An 18,029-nucleotide genomic window follows, 5' to 3' on the forward strand; every position below is an offset into this window, starting at 1 on the left:
CATGACCCGCAATACTCTCGAACAGGAATACGACATCGTCGTGATCGGCGGCGGCACCGCTGGCCCGATGGCTGCGATCAAGGCCAAGGAAAAGAACAAGGAGCTGCGCGTGTTGTTGGTGGACAAGGCCAACGTCAAACGCAGCGGTGCGATCAGCATGGGCATGGACGGCCTGAACAACGCGATCATCCCCGGCCACTCGACGCCCGAGCAGTACACCAAGGAAATCACCATCGCCAACGACGGCATCGTCAATCAGGCGGCGGTCTATGCCTACGCGACGCACAGCTTTGAAACCATTGAACAGCTCGACCGCTGGGGCGTGAAGTTCGAGAAGGACGAAACCGGCGATTACGCGGTGAAGAAGGTCCATCACATGGGCGCCTACGTGCTGCCGATGCCGGAAGGGCACGACATCAAGAAAGTCCTCTATCGCCAGTTGAAGCGCGCGCGAGTGAGCATCACCAACCGCCTGGTCTGCACCCGTCTGCTGACTGACGAGGAGGGCGCCGTCAACGGCGTGATGGGGTTCGACTGCCGCACCGCCGACTTCCATGTGATCAAGGCCAAGGCTGTCATCCTCGCTTGCGGCGCGGCCGGCCGACTCGGTCTGCCGTCCTCGGGTTACCTGATGGGCACCTACGAAAACCCGACCAACGCTGGCGACGGTTACGCGATGGCGTATCACGCCGGTGCGGAACTGGCGAACCTCGAGTGCTTCCAGATCAACCCGCTGATCAAGGATTACAACGGCCCGGCCTGCGCCTACGTCACCGGGCCGCTCGGCGGCTACACCGCCAACAACAAGGGCGAACGCTTCATCGAGTGCGACTACTGGAGCGGGCAAATGATGTGGGAGTTCCACCAGGAACTGGAGAGCGGCAACGGTCCGGTGTTCCTCAAACTCGATCACCTGGCCGAGGAAACCATCCAGAACATCGAGGAAATCCTCCACAGCAACGAGCGCCCGAGTCGCGGCCAGTTTCACGCCAATCGCGGCACCGACTACCGCACGCAGATGGTCGAGATGCACATCTCGGAAATCGGTTTTTGCAGCGGCCACTCGGCGTCCGGCGTGTGGGTCAACGAGCGCGCCGAAACCTCGGTGAAAGGTTTGTACTCGGCCGGCGACATGGCTGCCGTGCCGCACAACTACATGCTTGGCGCGTTCACCTACGGCTGGTTCGCAGGTAATAACGCGGCGGAATTCGTCGCCGGGCGCGAGTTCTCCGCACTGGATGCCGAGCAGATCGAGAAGGAAAAGGCCAGGGTCTACGCACCGCTGGATCGCGAACACGGTCTGCCGCCGGCACAGGTCGAGTACAAGCTGCGGCGCTTCGTCAACGACTACCTGCAACCGCCGAAAGTGACCAAAAAAATGGAAATCGGCCTGCAACGCTTCAGCGACATTGAACGCGATCTCAACGAGATGAAGGCCAACAATGCCCATGAACTGATGCGCGCCATGGAAACCAGCGTGATCCGCGACTGCGCCGAAATGGCTGCGCGCGCCTCGCTGTTCCGCGCCGAAAGCCGCTGGGGCCTGTACCACTACCGCGTCGATCACCCGCAACGAGACGACCGCGAATGGTTCTGCCACTGCCACCTGAAGAAGGGCGAAGACGGGCGCATGACCAGTTTCAAGAAAGCCGTCGAGCCTTACATCATCCCGCTCGATGCCGAGGAAATGCAGGCCTACGACCGTTTGCGGGTCGGCGCTTTCGCCGCTTGATGCATCACTAGAGAGAGTCCGAACCATGGCCTATCAAGCCCAGGAAATCTTCTTCCGCTCCAACGCCCCCGTCACCGTGGACGAGGACAAATGCATCGCCGAAAAGGGCTGCACCGTGTGCGTCGACGTCTGCCCGATGGACCTGCTGGCGATCAATCCGGCCACGCAAAAGGCCTACATGGCCTTCGATGAGTGCTGGTACTGCATGCCTTGCGAAAAGGACTGCCCGACCGGCGCCGTCAAAGTCGAAATCCCGTATCTGCTTCGCTAAAAACGCTATCCGGCAACACCGGACGCCTGATTCAACACACCCCTCGTTTCCCACCGCGCCCTGATCGCGGCGGAGACGAACATCCTATAAATGATTCGAGGGGATTCAACCATGTTGCGTGCAGCAATCGCCGGTCTGGTACTGGCTTCGTTCACCCTGTCGGCCTCGGCCGAAACCATCCGCATTGCCATCGGCACCCAGGACACCACCATCAACTGCGCCGCCGGCGGTTTGTTGATTCGCGAGCTGGGCCTGCTCGACAAATACCTGCCTCACGACGGCGCCTACAAGGACGCCAGGTACGACGTGCAGTGGAAGAACTTCACCAGCGGTGCGCCGCTGACCAACGAGATGGTCGCCGGCAAACTCGATTTCGGCGCCATGGCCGATTTCCCCGGTGCGTTCAATGGCGTGGCGTTCGAAACCGCCGGCAAACACAGCCTGTTCATCAGCGTGCTGTCGGGCAGCATCAAGGGCAGCGGCAACGGCATCGTGGTGCCGAGCGCGTCCGGCGTGCAGTCGCTGAGCGAGCTCAAGGGCAAGACCATTTCCGTGCCGTTCGCCTCCACCGCCCACGGCATGTTGCTGCGCGCGGTGGCGGAGCAGGGTTGGGACCCGCTGAAGGACGTGAACATCATCGCCCAACCGCCGGAGGTCGCAGGTTCCGCGTTGCAGGCCGGCAAGATCGACGCCCACGCCGACTTCGTACCGTTCGCCGAGCTGTTCCCGAGCCGTGGCTTTGCTCGCAAGATCTACGACGGTGCCCAAGCCAATGCACCGACCTTCCACGGTGCGCTGGTGGATCAGGCCTACGCCAAAAAATATCCGGAAATCGTCGTCGCCTACCTGCGCGCCAGCATCGAGGCCAATCAACTGTTGGCCGCCGAACCGGAGAAATACAGCGAGCTGATCGCCAAGGTCACCGGCGTTGATGCCGAGGTCAATTATCTGTTCCACGGCCCGCTCGGCGTGCAGACCCGCGACCTGAGCTGGAAACCGGAATACCGCCAGGCCGTGGGCACTGCCATCGACACGCTGAAGCTGCTGAAGAAGGCCGATCGCGGGCTCGACCTGAACACCTTTATCGACGATCAGTACATCCGCGCGGCGTTCAAGGCCTCGAATCTGGATTACACCGCGCAACTGGCCAACTACGCGCAGACGCCCTTGAAGTCGGTCGATGCGGCGACTGGAAAAGCTATCAGCGATTTCAGCCATGTCGCGGAAATCTGGGTGCGCGGTGAGGACAAGGTCCGGCGCTATGCCTCGGCTGAAGAGGCGTTCACCGCGTTGGCCGGTCTGAAGTCGGAAGGCAAGAACATCCGTGCGGTGTATGCCCAGGCGAGTGACAGCGGGATCAAGTTGCTGGCGGAGCAGGCGTGGTTTGCCAGCGATGCGAAGGGGCGCCTCAGCGCGTTCCTGCTCAAAGGCCAGGCGCAGCAATTTGCATCGGCGCAGGGCGGGAAAGTCCTCGACTTCACCGATGCCACGACTCAGGCAGTGGCCAGTCGTTAACTCAAACGTAGATCGTTCCCACGCTCTGCGTGGGAATGCCGCCATGGACGCTCTGCGTCCACTGTGACGCGGAGCGTCGCGGGATGCATTCCCACGCGGAGCGTGGGAACGATCAGAGGTGATATATGTTTTCACGCTGGATCCCCCGAGCCGCCTCATTGCTCCTCTGCCTGCTCTTCTGGCAACTAGCCGCCAGCCACCACTGGAACCTCGGCCTCGTCACCTTCGCCAACGTCCCGACCCCGCTGGCCGTGATCGAAGCCGCCCTCGGCCTCGGCGACTCCGGCAAGCTCATCCAGCACCTGAGCGCCAGCCTCGGCCGGGTCTTCGCCGGTTACCTCGCGGCGCTGGTGATCGGCATCGCCCTGGGCCTGGCCATCGGCCGTTCGAAGTGGGCCGAAGACCTGCTGCTGCCGCCACTGGAAGTGTTGCGCCCGATCCCTGCCGTGGCCTGGATTCCACTGGCGATCCTGATGTTCCCGTCGTCGGAACTGTCGATGGTCTTCATCACCTTCACCGGCGCGCTGTTCCCGATCCTGCTCAACACCGTGCACGGCGTCGAAGGTGTCGATCCACGCCTGATAGCCTCGGCCAAAAGCCTCGGGGCCGGGCGTCGGGCGATCCTGCTGGAAGTGATCCTGCCGGGTGCCGCACCGAGCATCATCACCGGCCTAGCGATCGGCATGGGCACGTCGTGGTTCTGCCTGGTGACCGCCGAAATGATCTCCGGCCAGTTCGGCATCGGTTACTACACCTGGGAGTCCTACACCATCCAGAACTATGCGGACATCGTGGTCGGCATGTTGCTGATCGGCGTGTTGGGCATGGGCAGCAGCCTGCTGATCAAACGCCTGGGCGGGCTGTTCACGCCCTGGCATCGACCACGAGGAAAAGCCTGATGAGCGTGATGCAAACTCCGGAAGGGCGGATCGACATCCGCCAGTTATCCATCGTCCTCGGCGAAGGCCGGCAAGCGTTTGAAGCGGTGCAGGGGCTGGACTGCCAAATCGAGCCCGGCCAGTTCGTGTGCATTCTCGGCCCGTCCGGTTGCGGCAAGTCGACCTTGCTCGGCGCGCTGGCCGGGCATCTGCAGCCCCATGGCGGACAGTTGAAAGTCGACGGCACCGACGTGTCCGGCCCGTCACCACAACGCGGCATGGTGTTCCAGCATCACACGCTGTTCCCGTGGCGCACGGTGCGCGACAACGTTGCCTTCGGCCTGAAAATGCGCGGCATCGGTAAGACCGAGCGCCATCGCGCCGCCGACGACATCCTCAAATTGGTCGGCCTCGAAGGTTTCGCCGAACGCTGGCCCGATCAACTTTCCGGCGGCATGCAGCAACGGGTGGAGATCGCCAGGGTGCTGGTCAATCGCCCCCGGCTGTTGCTGATGGACGAACCCTTCGGCGCACTGGACGCGCTGACCCGCCTGAACATGCAGGAACTGCTGCTGGACATCTGGACGCGGATTCGCACCACCGTGGTGTTCGTCACCCATGACATCGACGAAGCGCTGTTCCTTGCCGACCGCTTGCTGGTGATGAGCGCACGGCCAGGGCGAATCATCGAAGACCTGCGCCTGGATTTCCCGCGCCCACGCACCACCGAACTGGTCACTAGCCACGAATTCTCGCGCCTCAAGCGCCACTGCCTCGACCTGCTGCGCCACGACAACGACCGACCGCTGCCGCGCCTCAACCCGCTCGGCCTGCCTCTCGAAAACTCTTTGCCGAGATTTGCCCTGTGACTTCATTTTTTGCTGTGACCGATAACGACGACATTCTCGCCCTGCAACCGCGCCTCACCGCCGATGATGCCGGGGTGCGGCGGATTGCCCTGATCGACCTGGCCGACCTCGAAGAGCCGGACGGTCTGCTCTGGCTGGTCGAGCGTCTGGCCGAAGACCCCGCCGAAGAAGTGCGTGCCGAAGCGGCGCGTCTCTTGGAAGCCTGGGAAGACGAGCCGGTGGTTGAAGCGTTGTGCCAGGCGCTGACGGATCCGTCGCCGACGGTGCAAGCCGCTGCGGCGCAGAGCCTGAGCCTGCTCAAGACCGAAGCGGCGGGCAGGGTGATTCTGCCGTGGACCAGCCATGCCGAAACCGGCGTGCGGATTGCCGCGTTCCGGGCCTTGCGCGAGTTGCGTTTCCCCGGCGCTGCGCCGGCCGCCATTCAGGCGCTGAACGATGCCGACGCCAGCGTGCGCCGCGAAGCCGTCGGCGTGCTCGGCTGGCTCAAGCAACTCGACGCGCTGCCGGCCCTGGCCCGCTTGGCGAGTGATGACCCTGACACCGAAGTTCGCCGCGCCGCCACTGGCGCCCTGGGTCTGGCAAGTGACGCCGAAGTGCTGCCCGCGTTGCGTCAAGCCTTGCAGGATCAGGCCTGGCAAGTGCGCGAAGAAGCCGCGACCACCCTCGGCAAGGTCGGCCATACCGACGCCGGGCCGGCGCTGATCGAAGCCTTGGCCGACGACTACTGGCAGGTACGCCTGCGCGCCACCCGCAGCCTCGGTCGCCTTAAGTACGTCGCGGCCCTCGACGCGTTGATCGACACCCTCGGCCATCGCATCAGCAACCTGCGCAAGGAAGCCGCGCTGGCCCTCGGCGAACTGAATGATCGCGGAGCGGTGGCGGCATTGCAGGCCGCGCAGGACGACGGCGACCCGGAAGTGCGCAAAGCCGTGCGGATTGCCTTGAGTCAGCTGCAATGAATCCGCTGTCGGTCGGCAACTCCCAACGTGAGCACCGGTTGCTGCTGAGCTGGCCGGATGGCCGCGAGCAACTGCTTGAGCATGCCGAACTGCGCCGCCAATGCCCGTGCTCGCAATGCCGGGCGTTTCGCCTGCGGGGCTCGCCGCCCATGGTTGACCCGCGTGTGCGGGTCATCGAATTGAACGCTCAGGGCTATGGCCTGCAGCTGGTGTTCAGCGACGGCCACCAGCGCGGGATTTACCCGTGGGCCTATCTGGCGCAGCTGGAGGGGATCACTGTCCCGCCGTCATCGCCGGCCGACAGCCATGGAAAATATCCAGCCCCGGCTGATACAGCGACGTCCTGACTTCGAACAACCCGAGCACCGAATGGAACAGGTTGTCATGGCTCAGATCCGGCTGGCTGCTTTTGCCTTGCAGGCAGCCACGGTCGATGCCCAGTTGCGCCAGGGTGTTGTTGCCGAACCACATCACCATCGGCACATGGGTCTGCGCTTCCGGCGCCAGCGCATAAGGCGCAGCGTGCAGGTACAGGCCGTTTTCGCCCAGGGATTCGCCATGGTCGGAGACGTACAGCATCGACGTATCGAGGTGGTCCTGATTGCGCTTGAGCAGCTCGATCACCTTGGCCAGGAAATGGTCGGTATAGAGGATCGTGTTGTCGTAGACGTTAACCAGCTCGTCACGGCTGCAACTACCCAGTTGATTGGTGTGGCAGATCGGTTTGAAGCGCTCCATGTCTTTGGGATAGCGCTCGTAGTATTCCGGGCCGTGACTGCCGTCGGCGTGCAGGACAATGATCGCGTTGCCCTTGAGGCTATCGATGTAGCCTTGCAGGTCGGCCAGCAGCGCTTCGTCGAGGCAGTTGTTGCCGTCGCAGAACGGCCCCGGCTGATTCTTCGCGATGTCGCGGTTCGGCACGCGCAGGCAGGTGCCTTTGCAGTCGCTGTTGTTGTCCAGCCACAGCACCTGCACGCCGGCCCGTTGCAGGATGTCGAGCAGGCCTTCGTAGGTTTTGCCTTTCTTGTCGCTGTAGTCCTCGCGCGGGAACATCGAGAACATGCACGGCACCGACACCGCCGTCGAAGTGCCGCAGGAATGCACGTTGGTGAAGTTGAGGATGTCGAGTTTGCTCAGCTCGGGATTGGTCTCGCGCTCATAGCCGTTGAGCGAAAAATGGTCGGCCCGGGCAGTTTCACCGACCACGAACACCATCAGCGATTTCTTCTCGCGACCGGCCGCCTTGGCGCTCATGACTGCGTCTTCGCCGATGGCCTGCACCACGAAATGCTTTTTGATCCCCAGCCGTTGCTTGGTGTATTTGCTGATCGCGTAGATGTAGTTGGTCGGGTTGATGAAGTGGGTGAGCTTGTCTTCCTCGCGAAAGATCGGCGCGTAGGTCGAATAGAACGCGCCCACCGAAGCGCCGATCACCAGCACACAGGCCGCGATCACCAGCACCTTGTTCAGCAAACCCCGAAAGAACGGCCGATACACCACCGGCCAGCGCCAGATCAGCACGGCCGGCAACACACCGAGCACCAGCACGTAAGCCAGCAGTTTGCCGCTGAACAGTGCGGTGGCCTCCCCGGGATTGGTTTCGAACACGTTCTGGATCATCACCGTGTCGATGGTGATGCCGTATTCGTTCATGAAATACGCCGCGCAGGCCGAGAGCAGGGCCACCAGGGTCAGCGCCGGTTTCAGCGTCCAGCGAAACGACACCAGGGTCAGTAACAGGGTGATCGCCGCCCAGAGAAACAGCCCGAAGGACGCGAAAAACGCCAGTTTCTGTGCGCCTTGCAGGGTGATCAGCGTTCCCAGCGCCTTCCAGGTCGCCAGGTTGTACAGCGCCACCAGTGCCAGCGAAAACAGCAGCACCAGGCGGGTCGGAGTGATGGACGGTAAACGCAGTCCTTTGCCCAAAGCCATTTCGATACTTTCCTCTACGTCAGTCGAAAACCCATACGGTTACGCGCGTAACTGTAGAAGAGCATTGGTAAAAATTCCGTAAACATCCGGTAACAAAATCCACGGTAAGTGCAAAAAAAACGTGGGCGCCAGCAGGCCGGCTCCCACGGAGAACTGCGGAGGTTCAGAAGGATTTGCTGATGCTGGCGACGACCGTCGCCGTGCACACGTCCTTGAAGCCCCAGTTGCTCAGGCATTGGCTCTGCGACAGGTCGGTGTCGATGTAGCTCAGGCCCAGCACTACGCCGGCCAGGTTGTGGGTCAGTTTGACTTCCCACTCCCGGTAGGACTCTTCGCTGTGACCGGACGCCGAATACATATGCGGATCCTTGAAGTCCATGTTGCCGTAGCGCAGTTTCAGCCCGGAATCGAACGGCAATTCGGTTTCATAGCCGATGTAGCTGTAGAGCGAACTCTGTTTGCTGTCGATGCCCGGCGCGTCACTGGAGTAATAGGCCGCGAGTTTCACGCCGTAAGCGCTGAGAATCGAGTACACCTCGCTCTGGTTGAACTGGCTCTCTTTGGGATACGCGTATTTGATGTAGCCCAGATCCAGGCTCACAGCTTCGGTGGCCTGCCACAGCCAGCCGGCGTAGTAATCGACCTCCTGACGGGTTTTCAGGCCGCCACCGAAATCGACGTTCGAACTCCATGCGCCGAGGTACAGGCCGCTGCTGTGGGCCAGGGTCAGACCGGCCTGAAGGGCTGGGTCGTTCTGGGTCTGGGAGATGCCGCGGGTGCGGTAATCGCTGGCCAGGGTCAGATCGACCAGCACCGCGAAATCATCGTTCAGGGCAATTGCGTGGCTGCTCAAAGGCAGCAGGCTCAAGGAAGTGAGGGCGAGCAGGGGCAAGGCTTTCATGTGAAGTCCCGTTGTTGTGGTTGTTATGGGCAGGAAGCGGGCAAGGCTGCGCCGGACCCCGGCGACGGGCGCGGGGTCGGGCAGCGGATATGGCGATTGTTATTGGAGGGTAGGGGCGTAGACCTGACGGCCGGCGAACCAGGTTTGCAGGACCTGGGTGTCATGCAGGGCCTTGTCGTCGACGCTGAACACGTCGCGATCGAGCACGATGAAATCGGCCTGTTTGCCGGGGCTCAGCGAGCCGATCTGTTGTTCCAGGCCGATGGTCCGCGCGGCGTTGGCGGTGTAGGCGTAGAACATGGTTTCGCGATCCAGGCGTTCGTCGGCGTTGAGCACGCCCAGCGGCCCGGTGCGGGTGATGGCCTGGGCCATGGCGTTCCACGGGTTCGGCGAGGACACCGGCCAGTCACTGGCGCCGGCAATCGTCGCGCCCTGTTTGAGCAGCGAATGCGCCGGGTATTGATAGCGAAAGGCAAGAGCGCTGACGTAAGGCTTGATCATGTCGGTGGTGTAGTCGTCGGCGCTGGCCCACAGCAGCTGCATCGAGGCAATCACGTTCAACGGCTTGAAGCGGGCGAACTCCTTCGGGTTGACCATTTGCAGGTGGGTGATCGAGTGCGTCACGCCGCTTTGCCGGTCCTTGCGCGCCTGGGCGATGCCGTTCAGTGATTCGCGCACCGCGCGATCGCCGATGGCGTGGATGTGCACCAGCCAGCCGCGCTGGTCGATGGCGCTGACCAGCTCACCGAAGTGCTGCGGATCGATCAGCAACTCGCCCTGTTTGTGCGAGTTGCTGTAGGGATCGATCATCGCCGCGCTCTGGGCCGGGTATTCGATCACGCCGTCAGCGAAGATCTTGATCCCAGGCAGCGTCAGGTTGGGGATGCCCTGAAACTGCCGGCGCACTTTCTCGAGGGTGTCGAGGTCGGCCGGGACGCTTTTCGGATTGGCCACCAGCAGCGCGGCGACGTGAGCAGTCATGCCGCCGCTTTCCGACAGGGCTTTATAAGCGGGCAACACGCCGACGGTTTTCTCGGTGGGCTTGAGGGCGAACACCGGCTCGCCCGGCGCGGCGTTGGCGGCGGGGTCCATCCACGCGGTGATGCCGAGGCTGTTGTTGAAGCGCACTGCCGATTGCGCGGCTTTGAGCATGTCGGCTGGGCTTGGCACCGGCATTTTCGAGGCGACCCGATCCCAACCGGCGTCGACCACAAAGCCGTTCGGTTCACGGTTGGGCAGTTTGCCGATGGTGTCTTTTTCTGCGTCCGGCAGGGTTTTCAGCAGCGCGGCGTCGATGCCCGCACGCTTTAGCATCACGTTATTGGCCCACGCCGTGTGGTGGTCGCTGCCGGTGAACACCACCGGCACGTCGGCCCATTCGCCATGGTTGAAGATTTGGCCCAGCGCTTCAGCCTTGGCCCAATACGCCGAACTCATGCCGGCCACGCTCAGCACATCGCCATGCCGGGCCTTGCCGTCGTCACGCCAGCCGCGCAGGCGTTTTTCCAGTTCATCCAGACCGACCACGTCGTCTTCCATGTTGGCCGAGACCATTTCCAGCCCGCCGAAAATCGCGTGGGAATGGCTGTCGATCAGGCCGGGCATCAGCGCCTGGCCTTTGAGGTCGATGACCTGGGTGCCGGGCTCGATCAAGGCCTTGATCTGCGCATCGCTGCCGACTTTAAGCACCTTGCCGTTCTCCACGGCCAGCGCCTGAACCTTCGGCTGGGCGCGGTCGGCGGTGAAAATCTTGCCATTGAGCAGCACCAGATCGGTGGCGGCCATGGCTTCCATCGAGGCAAAACTCATAGCGGCGACCAGCACATTTTTTGCGAAATGCGGGATGAATCTTTTCATTGAACATTTCCTTGTTATTGCGTCTGATGGCCAGATTAGTGGCTGCCAACGCCCGACAGAACGCCTCCCTCACGAAAAACGTTTTTGCCTGAATGGAAAAAGCATGGACAAGCTGGGTGCACTGAAAATGTTCGTGGTCACCGCGCAACTCGGCAGTTTCAGCCGCGCTGCCGAGCAACTGGGCAAGACCCCGTCGGCCCTGACCAAAGCGGTCAATCATCTGGAATCCGAACTCGGCGCGCGGCTGTTCGAGCGCAGCACGCGGCGGATTCTGCTGACCGAAATCGGCCGGCTGTATCTGGAAACCGCACGCCAGGTGTTGCAACGGCTGGACGAGGCCAGCGAGGAAATCGAGCAGTTGCAGCACGGCCTGCGCGGCAGCCTGAAAATCACCGCGCCGCTGGCTTACGGGCGGGCGTTTCTCGATCAGGTGTGTGACGGCTTTTTGCAGCAATACCCGCAAATCAGCCTGCAAGTGGATTTGTGCGACGAATTCGTCAATCTGCTGGAAAGCGGCTACGACCTGGCGTTGCGCGAGGGGCACGACGACTTGCCGGGGCTGATCGCGCGAGTGGTCGGCAGCAATCGCCTGGCGCTGTGCGGCAGCCCTGAATACCTGGCGCGCAAAGGGTTGCCGGTGACGCCGCAAACCCTCGATCAGCATGAATGGCTGCTGTACCGGCATCCGTTGCTCAGCCGCGAGTTCTGGTGGGCCGAACGCGACGGCCAGCGCCTGAGCCTGGCGCAACCGGCGGCGCCGCTGTTGCGCAGTGACAATTACGATTTGCTGCTGGCCAGCGCCCTGGCCGGGCGCGGTTTGCTGCACACCCCGCTGTGGAGCGCCGCGCCGTACATCGCCGACGGGCGACTGGTGCGGGTGATGGCTGATTACGAGATCGACCCGGACAGCTTCGGCCCGCACATTCTGGCGGTGTACCCGAGTCATCGGCGGGCGACGGCCAAGGTTGTGGCGTTTATTGATTACATCGCAGGGTTTCTCGCCGAACGCGGTTTGAGCTGACTCCGTGCTTCTGATCGTTCCCACGCTCCGCGTGGGAATGCAGCCCGTGACGCTCCGCGTCACTGGACGCGGAGCGTCCCTAGAGGCATTCCCACGCAGAGCGTGGGAACGATCATCAGTGGGTTTGAGCTGACTGGCGGTGCTTGTCAGGAAATTCCCACAAGAGTACAAATGTACTCCATGACGACTCTGACTCCCCGCCGTACCGCCATCCTGACCTTTATCCGCGAACGCATCGCCGAACACGGTCAGCCCCCAAGCCTCGCTGAAATCAGCGAGGCTTTTGGTTTCGCCTCCCGCAGCGTGGCGCGCAAGCATGTGCTGGCGCTCACCGAAGCCGGGTTCATCGAGGTCAATCCGCATCAGGCCCGGGGCATTCGTTTGCTCGGGCAACCGGCGCGACCGGAACTGCTCGAAGTGCCGGTGCTTGGCCGGGTGGCCGCCGGTGCGCCCATCGGTGCCGATGCCGACCTGCACAATCGGCTGATGCTCGACCCGGCGCTGTTCTCCCGCACGCCCGACTACATGCTGCGGGTGCAGGGCGATTCGATGATCGAGGACGGCATTCTCGACGGCGATCTGGTCGGCGTGCGGCGCAACCCCGAGGCGCTCAACGGCCAGATCGTGGTGGCGCGGCTCGACGGTGAAGTCACCATCAAACGCTTCGAGCGCATCGGTGATGAAGTTCGCCTGTTGCCGCGCAACCCGGCGTACCAGCCGATTGTGGTGCGGGCCGATCAGGATCTGGCCATCGAAGGGGTGTTCTGCGGTCTGGTGAGGCAAGGCTGATGGGGGCCGTCGTTGCGCTGGATACGCTGTTCAATGGCGGCCAGGTCTGGAAGGGTCGGCCTGCGCCACCCGCCGCCAGCCCGCAACCCACCGGGCACGCGGTGCTGGATGCGGCCTTGCCCAGTGGCGGCTGGCCGGAAGCGGCGCTGAGCGAAATCCTGCTGGCCGGGCCCGGTGTCGGCGAACTGCAACTGGTGTGGCCGACGTTGGCGCGGTTGTCGGCGGCGGGGGAGCGCATCGTGCTGGTGGCGCCGCCGTTTGTGCCGTACCCGCAGGCCTGGGCCAATGCCGGGGTCGATCTGCGGCAGTTGTCGGTGATCCAGGCCAGCGAGCGCGATGCGTTGTGGGCGGCAGAACAATGCCTGCGCTCGGGCAGTTGCGGCGCGGTGCTGTGCTGGCCGCACAAGGCCGATGACCGTGCCTTGCGCCGTTTGCAGGTGGCGGCGGAAACCGGCCAGACCCTGGCGTTCGCGTGGCGCCCCTTGAGCGAAGCGGTCAACCCGTCGCCGGCCGCGCTGCGCATTGCCATCGATGCGCGGCCGGCGCAGTTGCGCGTGCTCAAGTGCCGGGGTGGTCTGGCGCGCAGCGCACCGATTGCCTTCACCGTGGGGCATTGAGGTCGTCATGCGCTGGGTTTGCATTCTGTTCCCGCAATTGGCCCTCGACGCCGTGCTGCGCCAGCGCCCCGATCCCGAGCAACCCTTGGCGCTGCTCAGCGGCCCGGCCCAGCGCCGGGTGCTGCAAGCGGTCAACCCGGCGGCGCGGGCCCTGGGCTTGCGTCCGGGGCAGTCGATGACTGCTGCGCAGGCCATGAGCAAAGGGTTTGCCACCGTCGATTACGATTCGGCCGAGGTCGAGCACTGGCAGCAGTTTCTCGCCGCCTGGGCCTATCGTTTCAGCGCCCAGGTCAGCGTGCATTACCCGCGCACCGTGGTGTTCGAGATCGAATCGAGCCTCGGCCTGTTCGGTTCCTGGGCGCAGTTCGAGGCGCGGTTGCGCACGGAGCTGACCGAGCTGGGCTTTCGGCACCGCATCGTTGCCGCGCCCAACCCGGTGGCGGCGCGGGTGCTGGCCAACGCCTACGACGGATTGGTGGTGCCCGACGGTGAAGCCCTGCGCCATCACCTCGGGCAACTGCCGGTCGACCGCATCGGGCTGGAGCCGAGTGTGGCCACGGCGTTGTCGCGCATGGGCCTGCGCAACCTCCATCAGGTGCAGAACCTGCCGCGTCAGGCCCTGGCCCGGCGTTTCGAGGCGCCGATGCTCAAGCACCTGGACACGCTGTTCGGCGCACGACCGCTGGCGCTGGCGTTCTACCTGCCGCCGGATCGCTTCGACGTGCGCATCGAACTCAATTTCGACGTGCAGTCCCATCAGGCGCTGCTGTTTCCATTGCGCCGCCTGACGTCCGATCTGGCGGCGTTTTTGTGCGGGCGCGACAGCGGCGTGCAGCGCTTCGATCTGCATCTGGAACACGCCGGGTTGCCGGACACGCTGATCAAGGTCGGCCTGCTCAGCGCCGAGCGCGATCCGGCGATGCTGTTCGAGCTGGCCCGTGGTCGACTGGAGCAGGTGCAGGTCGAAGCCCCGGTGCGCGGTTTTCGTCTGCGCGCCGAGGATCTGCCGAGTTTCGTGCCGCAGTTTCAGGAGCTGTTCGACGACCGTCCGCAGCAGACCTTGCCCTGGGAGCAGTTGCGCGAACGCCTGCGCGCGCGACTGGGGGATGAGGCGGTGCAGGGCCTGCGCTTTCAGGCCGATCATCGCCCGGAGTGCGCGTGGCAGAACGCCGATGACAAACAGCGTTGCCCTGCATTGCCGGGCGTGCAGCGTCCGGGCTGGTTGTTGGGCGAACCGCAATCCGTGCCCGAAGGTTCGGCGCGGATTCTCATGGGCCCGGAACGCATCGAGTCCGGCTGGTGGGACGGTGACGATGTGCGCCGCGACTATTACTTGATCCAGAACCGCGCCGGCCAGCAAGGCTGGGCGTACCGGGCGGTGGGTGAGGGTGGCCCGTTGTGGCTGCAGGGCTGGTTCGCATGAGCCAGGGTTATGCCGAGCTGCACTGTCTGTCCAACTTCAGCTTCCAGCGTGGTGCGTCCAGTGCATTGGAGCTGTTCCAGCGCGCGAAGAAACACGGCTATCAGGCGCTGGCGATCACCGATGAATGCACACTGGCCGGGATCGTTCGTGCCTGGCAGGCAGCCAAATCCGTGGAGCTGCCGCTGATTATCGGCAGCGAGATGCGCATCGAGAACGGCCCGAAACTGGTGTTGCTGGTGGAGAACATCGAGGGTTATCAGGCGTTGTGCGGTTTGATCACCCAGGCTCGACGGCGCACCCAGAAAGGCCAGTATCAAATACTGCGCGAGGATTTCAGCGAACCGTTGCCGGGATTGCTGGTGCTGTGGGTGCCGGATACGGTCGAAGAGGTAGAAGAGGGCCGCTGGCTGAAACAGACCTTCGGTGAACGGCTGTGGCTGGCGGTGCAGTTGCATCGTGGGCAGAACGATCAGCAACGGCTGGCCGCACTGCTGAGTCTGGCGGATGAACTGCAGATTCCAGCTGTGGCCAGCGGTGATGTGCACATGCACGCCCGTGGCCGGCGGGCCTTGCAGGACACCATGACTGCGATCCGCCATCACGTTCCGGTGGCCGAAGCCGGCTTGCGCCTGCACCCCAACGGCGAGCGGCATCTGCGCAGCCTTGATGTGTTGCGCGAGTTGTATCCGCAGGCCTTGCTGGACGAATCCGTGAAACTGGCCCGCCGCTGCACCTTCGATCTGGGCGAGTTGCGTTATCAATACCCCAAAGAGCTGGTGCCCGAGGAACACAGCGCCAGTTCCTGGCTGCGCCACCTGACCGAACAAGGCATCGCCTGGCGCTGGCCGCAAGGCGCACAACCCAAGGTGCTCAAGCAGATCGACGATGAGCTGAAGCTGATCGCCGAACTCGGCTACGAAAGCTACTTCCTCACCGTGCACGACGTGGTGCGCTTCGCCCGTGAGCAGAAAATCCTCTGCCAGGGCCGAGGTTCGGCGGCCAACTCGGCGGTGTGTTTTGCCTTGGGCATCACCGAGATCGACCCGGATCGCACCACGCTGCTGTTCGAACGTTTCATGTCGAGGGAGCGCAACGAGCCGCCGGACATCGACGTGGATTTCGAGCACGAGCGCCGGGAAGAAGTCCTGCAATACGTGTTTCGTCGTTATGGTCGCCGTCGTGCGGCGCTGACCGCGGTGGTCAGCACCTACCACGCTTCCGGTGCGATCCGCGATGTGGCCAAGGCGCTGGGGCTGCCGCCGGACCAGATCAATGCGCTGGCCGACTGCTGCGGCCACTGGAGCGATGAGACGCCGCCCGTGGAGCGTCTGCGCGAAGGCGGTTTCGACCCCGAAAGTCCGCTGTTGCACCGGGTGCTGAGCCTGACCGGGCAACTGATCGGCTTCCCCCGGCACCTGTCGCAGCACCCCGGTGGTTTCGTGATTTCCGAGCAACCGCTGGACACGCTGGTGCCGGTGGAAAACGCCGCCATGGCCGACCGGACCATCATCCAGTGGGACAAGGACGACCTCGACGCCGTCGGGCTGCTCAAGGTGGATATCCTCGCCCTTGGCATGCTCAGCGCGATCCGCCGCTGTTTCGACCTGCTGCGCCGTCATCGTAACCAGAAGCTGAGTCTGGCGACGATTCCGGCCGAGGATCGCGCCACGTACGACATGATCAGCCGCGCCGACACCATCGGCGTGTTCCAGATCGAGTCCCGGGCGCAGATGTCGATGCTGCCGCGCCTGCGCCCGCAAACCTTCTACGACCTGGTGATCGAGGTGGCCATCGTCCGGCCGGGGCCGATCCAGGGCGGGATGGTCCATCCGTACCTGCGCCGGCGGAACAAGGAGGAAGAGGAAACCTATCCGTCACCGGAGCTGGAAGTGGTGCTCAAACGCACCCTCGGCGTGCCGCTGTTTCAGGAACAGGTGATGCAGATCGCCATTGTTGCCGCCGACTACAGCCCCGGCGAGGCCGACCAGTTACGCCGTTCCATGGCCGCGTGGAAACGCCACGGCGGACTGGAACCGCACAAGGAGCGGCTGGCCGCCGGCATGAAGAAAAACGGCTACAGCCCGGAATTCGCCGCGCAGATCTTCGAGCAGATCAAGGGCTTCGGCAGTTACGGTTTCCCTGAATCCCACGCTGCCAGTTTTGCCTTGCTGACCTATGCCAGTTGCTGGCTCAAGTGCCACGAACCGGCGGCGTTCGCCTGTGCGCTGATCAACAGTTGGCCGATGGGGTTCTACAGCCCGGATCAGATTCTTCAGGACGCGCGCCGGCATCATTTGCAGATCCGCCCGGTGGACGTGCGCGCCAGTGACTGGGATTGCAGCCTGGAGCCGATCACCGGCGAGCAACCGGCCATCCGCATGGGCCTGCGGATGATCAAGGGCTTTCGCGAGGAGGATGCGCGCAGCATTGAAAGCGCGCGGGCGAGGGGGGCGTTTGCCGATGTCGCCGATCTGGGCGAACGGGCCGGGCTCGACAGTCGCGCTCAGGCGCTGCTGGCCGATGCCGGGGCATTGCGCGGTCTGGCCGGTCATCGTCATCGGGCACGCTGGGAAGTGGCCGGGGTGCAGAAACAGCTCGGGTTGTTTGCCGGGTTGCCGAGTCAGGAAGAGCCGGATGTGCTGCTGCCGACGCCGAGTGTCAGCGAAGACCTGTTCACCGACTACGCAACGCTGGGCACCACGCTGGGGCCGCACCCGCTGACGCTATTGCGCGACGAGTTGCGGGCGCGGCGCTGTCGCAGTTCCCGGGAGTTGTTGGAGGTCGAGCATGGCCGGCCGGTCAGCGTGGCGGGGCTGGTGACCGGTCGCCAGCGGCCGGGCACCGCCAGCGGCGTGACCTTCGTGACCCTCGAAGACGAGTTCGGCAACGTCAACGTGGTGGTCTGGCGCGATCTGGCCGAGCGTCAGCGTCAGGTGCTGGTGGGCTCGCAATTGCTCAAGGTCGATGGCCGCTGGGAGCGGGAAGGCGAGGTGCGTCACCTGATTGCCGGACGCCTGAGCGATCTGACTCCGCTGCTCAACGGCATCCGCGTACAGAGCCGCGACTTCCACTGACACCCACTGAACCTGCTGCTCGTTCCCACGCCCTGCATCGTTGATCGTTCCCACGTCGAGGCGTCGAACCGTCCGCGTGGGAATGCCGCCATGGACGCTCCGCGTCCACTGTGACGCAGAGCGTCACGGTATGCATTCCCACGCGGAGCGTGGGAACGATCAGTACGAGCAGCACGCGGAGCGTGGGAACG

At 63.6% G+C, this 18,029-nt stretch carries 14 protein-coding genes and 1 pseudogene; 12 read left to right on the forward strand and 3 right to left on the reverse strand.

The genetic code is table 11. From position 1 onward, the window contains the following. Position 1: 1 nt before the first annotated feature. The 7 genes and pseudogenes from AC07Y2_RS19425 to AC07Y2_RS19455 all read left to right on the forward strand — a co-directional run. Positions 2-1,732, forward strand: a complete 1,731-nt coding sequence (locus AC07Y2_RS19425; RefSeq protein ID WP_085683934.1) for a fumarate reductase/succinate dehydrogenase flavoprotein subunit — start codon at positions 2-4, stop codon at positions 1,730-1,732. Positions 1,733-1,757: 25 nt separating this feature from the next. Beyond that, positions 1,758-2,003: a 4Fe-4S dicluster domain-containing protein gene (locus tag AC07Y2_RS19430; protein WP_007959413.1), complete on the forward strand. Its 246-nt coding sequence runs from the start codon at positions 1,758-1,760 to the stop codon at positions 2,001-2,003. A 111-nt stretch (positions 2,004-2,114) separates the two neighbouring features. Next, the gene (locus AC07Y2_RS19435) at positions 2,115-3,518 is read left to right on the forward strand and encodes an ABC transporter substrate-binding protein (protein WP_103386679.1); all 1,404 of its coding nucleotides are present in this window, start codon (positions 2,115-2,117) and stop codon (positions 3,516-3,518) included. A 125-nt stretch (positions 3,519-3,643) separates the two neighbouring features. Beyond that, a complete protein-coding gene (locus AC07Y2_RS19440; RefSeq protein WP_039768884.1) occupies positions 3,644-4,417 on the forward strand; it encodes an ABC transporter permease in 774 nt (257 codons plus the stop codon). Then, positions 4,417-5,265, forward strand: coding sequence for an ABC transporter ATP-binding protein (locus tag AC07Y2_RS19445; protein WP_103386677.1), 849 nt, complete (start codon positions 4,417-4,419; stop codon positions 5,263-5,265). Before AC07Y2_RS19440 ends, AC07Y2_RS19445 begins: the two co-directional genes overlap by 1 nt. Continuing rightward, the gene (locus AC07Y2_RS19450; RefSeq protein ID WP_103386676.1) at positions 5,262-6,224 is read left to right on the forward strand and encodes a HEAT repeat domain-containing protein; all 963 of its coding nucleotides are present in this window, start codon (positions 5,262-5,264) and stop codon (positions 6,222-6,224) included. The genes AC07Y2_RS19445 and AC07Y2_RS19450 overlap by 4 nt, the downstream gene beginning before the upstream one ends. After that, positions 6,221-6,490 (forward strand): annotated as a pseudogene (locus tag AC07Y2_RS19455) (DUF971 domain-containing protein); the annotation flags it as partial. The gene AC07Y2_RS19450 and the pseudogene AC07Y2_RS19455, both read left to right, overlap by 4 nt. Positions 6,491-6,497: 7 nt before the next feature. Here the strand turns inward: AC07Y2_RS19455 and AC07Y2_RS19460 are convergent. The 3 genes from AC07Y2_RS19460 to AC07Y2_RS19470 all read right to left on the reverse strand — a co-directional run bounded on the left by AC07Y2_RS19460 (position 6,498) and on the right by AC07Y2_RS19470 (position 10,914). Continuing rightward, the gene (locus tag AC07Y2_RS19460) at positions 6,498-8,156 is read right to left on the reverse strand and encodes a phosphoethanolamine transferase (RefSeq protein WP_103386675.1); all 1,659 of its coding nucleotides are present in this window, start codon (positions 8,154-8,156) and stop codon (positions 6,498-6,500) included. A gap of 163 nt (positions 8,157-8,319) precedes the next feature. Next, entirely contained in the window at positions 8,320-9,057 is a 738-nt protein-coding gene (locus AC07Y2_RS19465) for a TorF family putative porin (RefSeq protein WP_103386674.1), read from the reverse strand. A 99-nt stretch (positions 9,058-9,156) separates the two neighbouring features. Further along, positions 9,157-10,914: an amidohydrolase gene (locus AC07Y2_RS19470; RefSeq protein WP_103386673.1), complete on the reverse strand. Its 1,758-nt coding sequence runs from the start codon at positions 10,912-10,914 to the stop codon at positions 9,157-9,159. Between the two features lie 103 nt (positions 10,915-11,017). Between AC07Y2_RS19470 and AC07Y2_RS19475 the strand changes: the two genes are divergently transcribed. From AC07Y2_RS19475 to AC07Y2_RS19495, 5 genes are all read left to right on the forward strand, one after another. Beyond that, positions 11,018-11,935 (forward strand): LysR family transcriptional regulator, encoded by a 918-nt coding sequence (locus tag AC07Y2_RS19475; protein WP_085745456.1) that lies wholly within the window; start codon positions 11,018-11,020, stop codon positions 11,933-11,935. A gap of 171 nt (positions 11,936-12,106) precedes the next feature. Beyond that, the gene (gene lexA, locus AC07Y2_RS19480) at positions 12,107-12,724 is read left to right on the forward strand and encodes a transcriptional repressor LexA (RefSeq protein ID WP_039768874.1); all 618 of its coding nucleotides are present in this window, start codon (positions 12,107-12,109) and stop codon (positions 12,722-12,724) included. After that, a complete protein-coding gene (gene imuA, locus AC07Y2_RS19485) occupies positions 12,724-13,341 on the forward strand; it encodes a translesion DNA synthesis-associated protein ImuA (protein ID WP_103386672.1) in 618 nt (205 codons plus the stop codon). The genes lexA and imuA overlap by 1 nt, the downstream gene beginning before the upstream one ends. A 7-nt stretch (positions 13,342-13,348) precedes the next feature. Beyond that, positions 13,349-14,764, forward strand: coding sequence for a Y-family DNA polymerase (locus AC07Y2_RS19490; protein WP_039768872.1), 1,416 nt, complete (start codon positions 13,349-13,351; stop codon positions 14,762-14,764). Continuing rightward, positions 14,761-17,838 (forward strand): error-prone DNA polymerase, encoded by a 3,078-nt coding sequence (locus tag AC07Y2_RS19495; protein WP_103386671.1) that lies wholly within the window; start codon positions 14,761-14,763, stop codon positions 17,836-17,838. The genes AC07Y2_RS19490 and AC07Y2_RS19495 overlap by 4 nt, the downstream gene beginning before the upstream one ends. Positions 17,839-18,029 lie beyond the last annotated feature (191 nt).

The organism is Pseudomonas sp. GW456-12-1-14-TSB6 (genome assembly GCF_059424205.1).

What these genes read in the sequence shown, in the direction of transcription:
- AC07Y2_RS19435 (WP_103386679.1), top strand. Translation starts at nt 2,115, where the DNA reads ATGTTGCGTGCAGCAATCGCCGGTCTGGTACTGGCTTCGTTCACCCTG.
- AC07Y2_RS19440 (WP_039768884.1), top strand. Translation starts at nt 3,644, where the DNA reads ATGTTTTCACGCTGGATCCCCCGAGCCGCCTCATTGCTCCTCTGCCTG.
- imuA (WP_103386672.1), top strand. Translation starts at nt 12,724, where the DNA reads ATGGGGGCCGTCGTTGCGCTGGATACGCTGTTCAATGGCGGCCAGGTC.
- AC07Y2_RS19490 (WP_039768872.1), top strand. Translation starts at nt 13,349, where the DNA reads ATGCGCTGGGTTTGCATTCTGTTCCCGCAATTGGCCCTCGACGCCGTG.
- AC07Y2_RS19475 (WP_085745456.1), top strand. Translation starts at nt 11,018, where the DNA reads ATGGACAAGCTGGGTGCACTGAAAATGTTCGTGGTCACCGCGCAACTC.
- AC07Y2_RS19465 (WP_103386674.1), bottom strand. Translation starts at nt 9,057, where the DNA reads ATGAAAGCCTTGCCCCTGCTCGCCCTCACTTCCTTGAGCCTGCTGCCT.
- AC07Y2_RS19425 (WP_085683934.1), top strand. Translation starts at nt 2, where the DNA reads ATGACCCGCAATACTCTCGAACAGGAATACGACATCGTCGTGATCGGC.
- AC07Y2_RS19445 (WP_103386677.1), top strand. Translation starts at nt 4,417, where the DNA reads ATGAGCGTGATGCAAACTCCGGAAGGGCGGATCGACATCCGCCAGTTA.
- AC07Y2_RS19460 (WP_103386675.1), bottom strand. Translation starts at nt 8,156, where the DNA reads ATGGCTTTGGGCAAAGGACTGCGTTTACCGTCCATCACTCCGACCCGC.
- AC07Y2_RS19430 (WP_007959413.1), top strand. Translation starts at nt 1,758, where the DNA reads ATGGCCTATCAAGCCCAGGAAATCTTCTTCCGCTCCAACGCCCCCGTC.
- AC07Y2_RS19470 (WP_103386673.1), bottom strand. Translation starts at nt 10,914, where the DNA reads ATGAAAAGATTCATCCCGCATTTCGCAAAAAATGTGCTGGTCGCCGCT.
- AC07Y2_RS19495 (WP_103386671.1), top strand. Translation starts at nt 14,761, where the DNA reads ATGAGCCAGGGTTATGCCGAGCTGCACTGTCTGTCCAACTTCAGCTTC.
- lexA (WP_039768874.1), top strand. Translation starts at nt 12,107, where the DNA reads ATGTACTCCATGACGACTCTGACTCCCCGCCGTACCGCCATCCTGACC.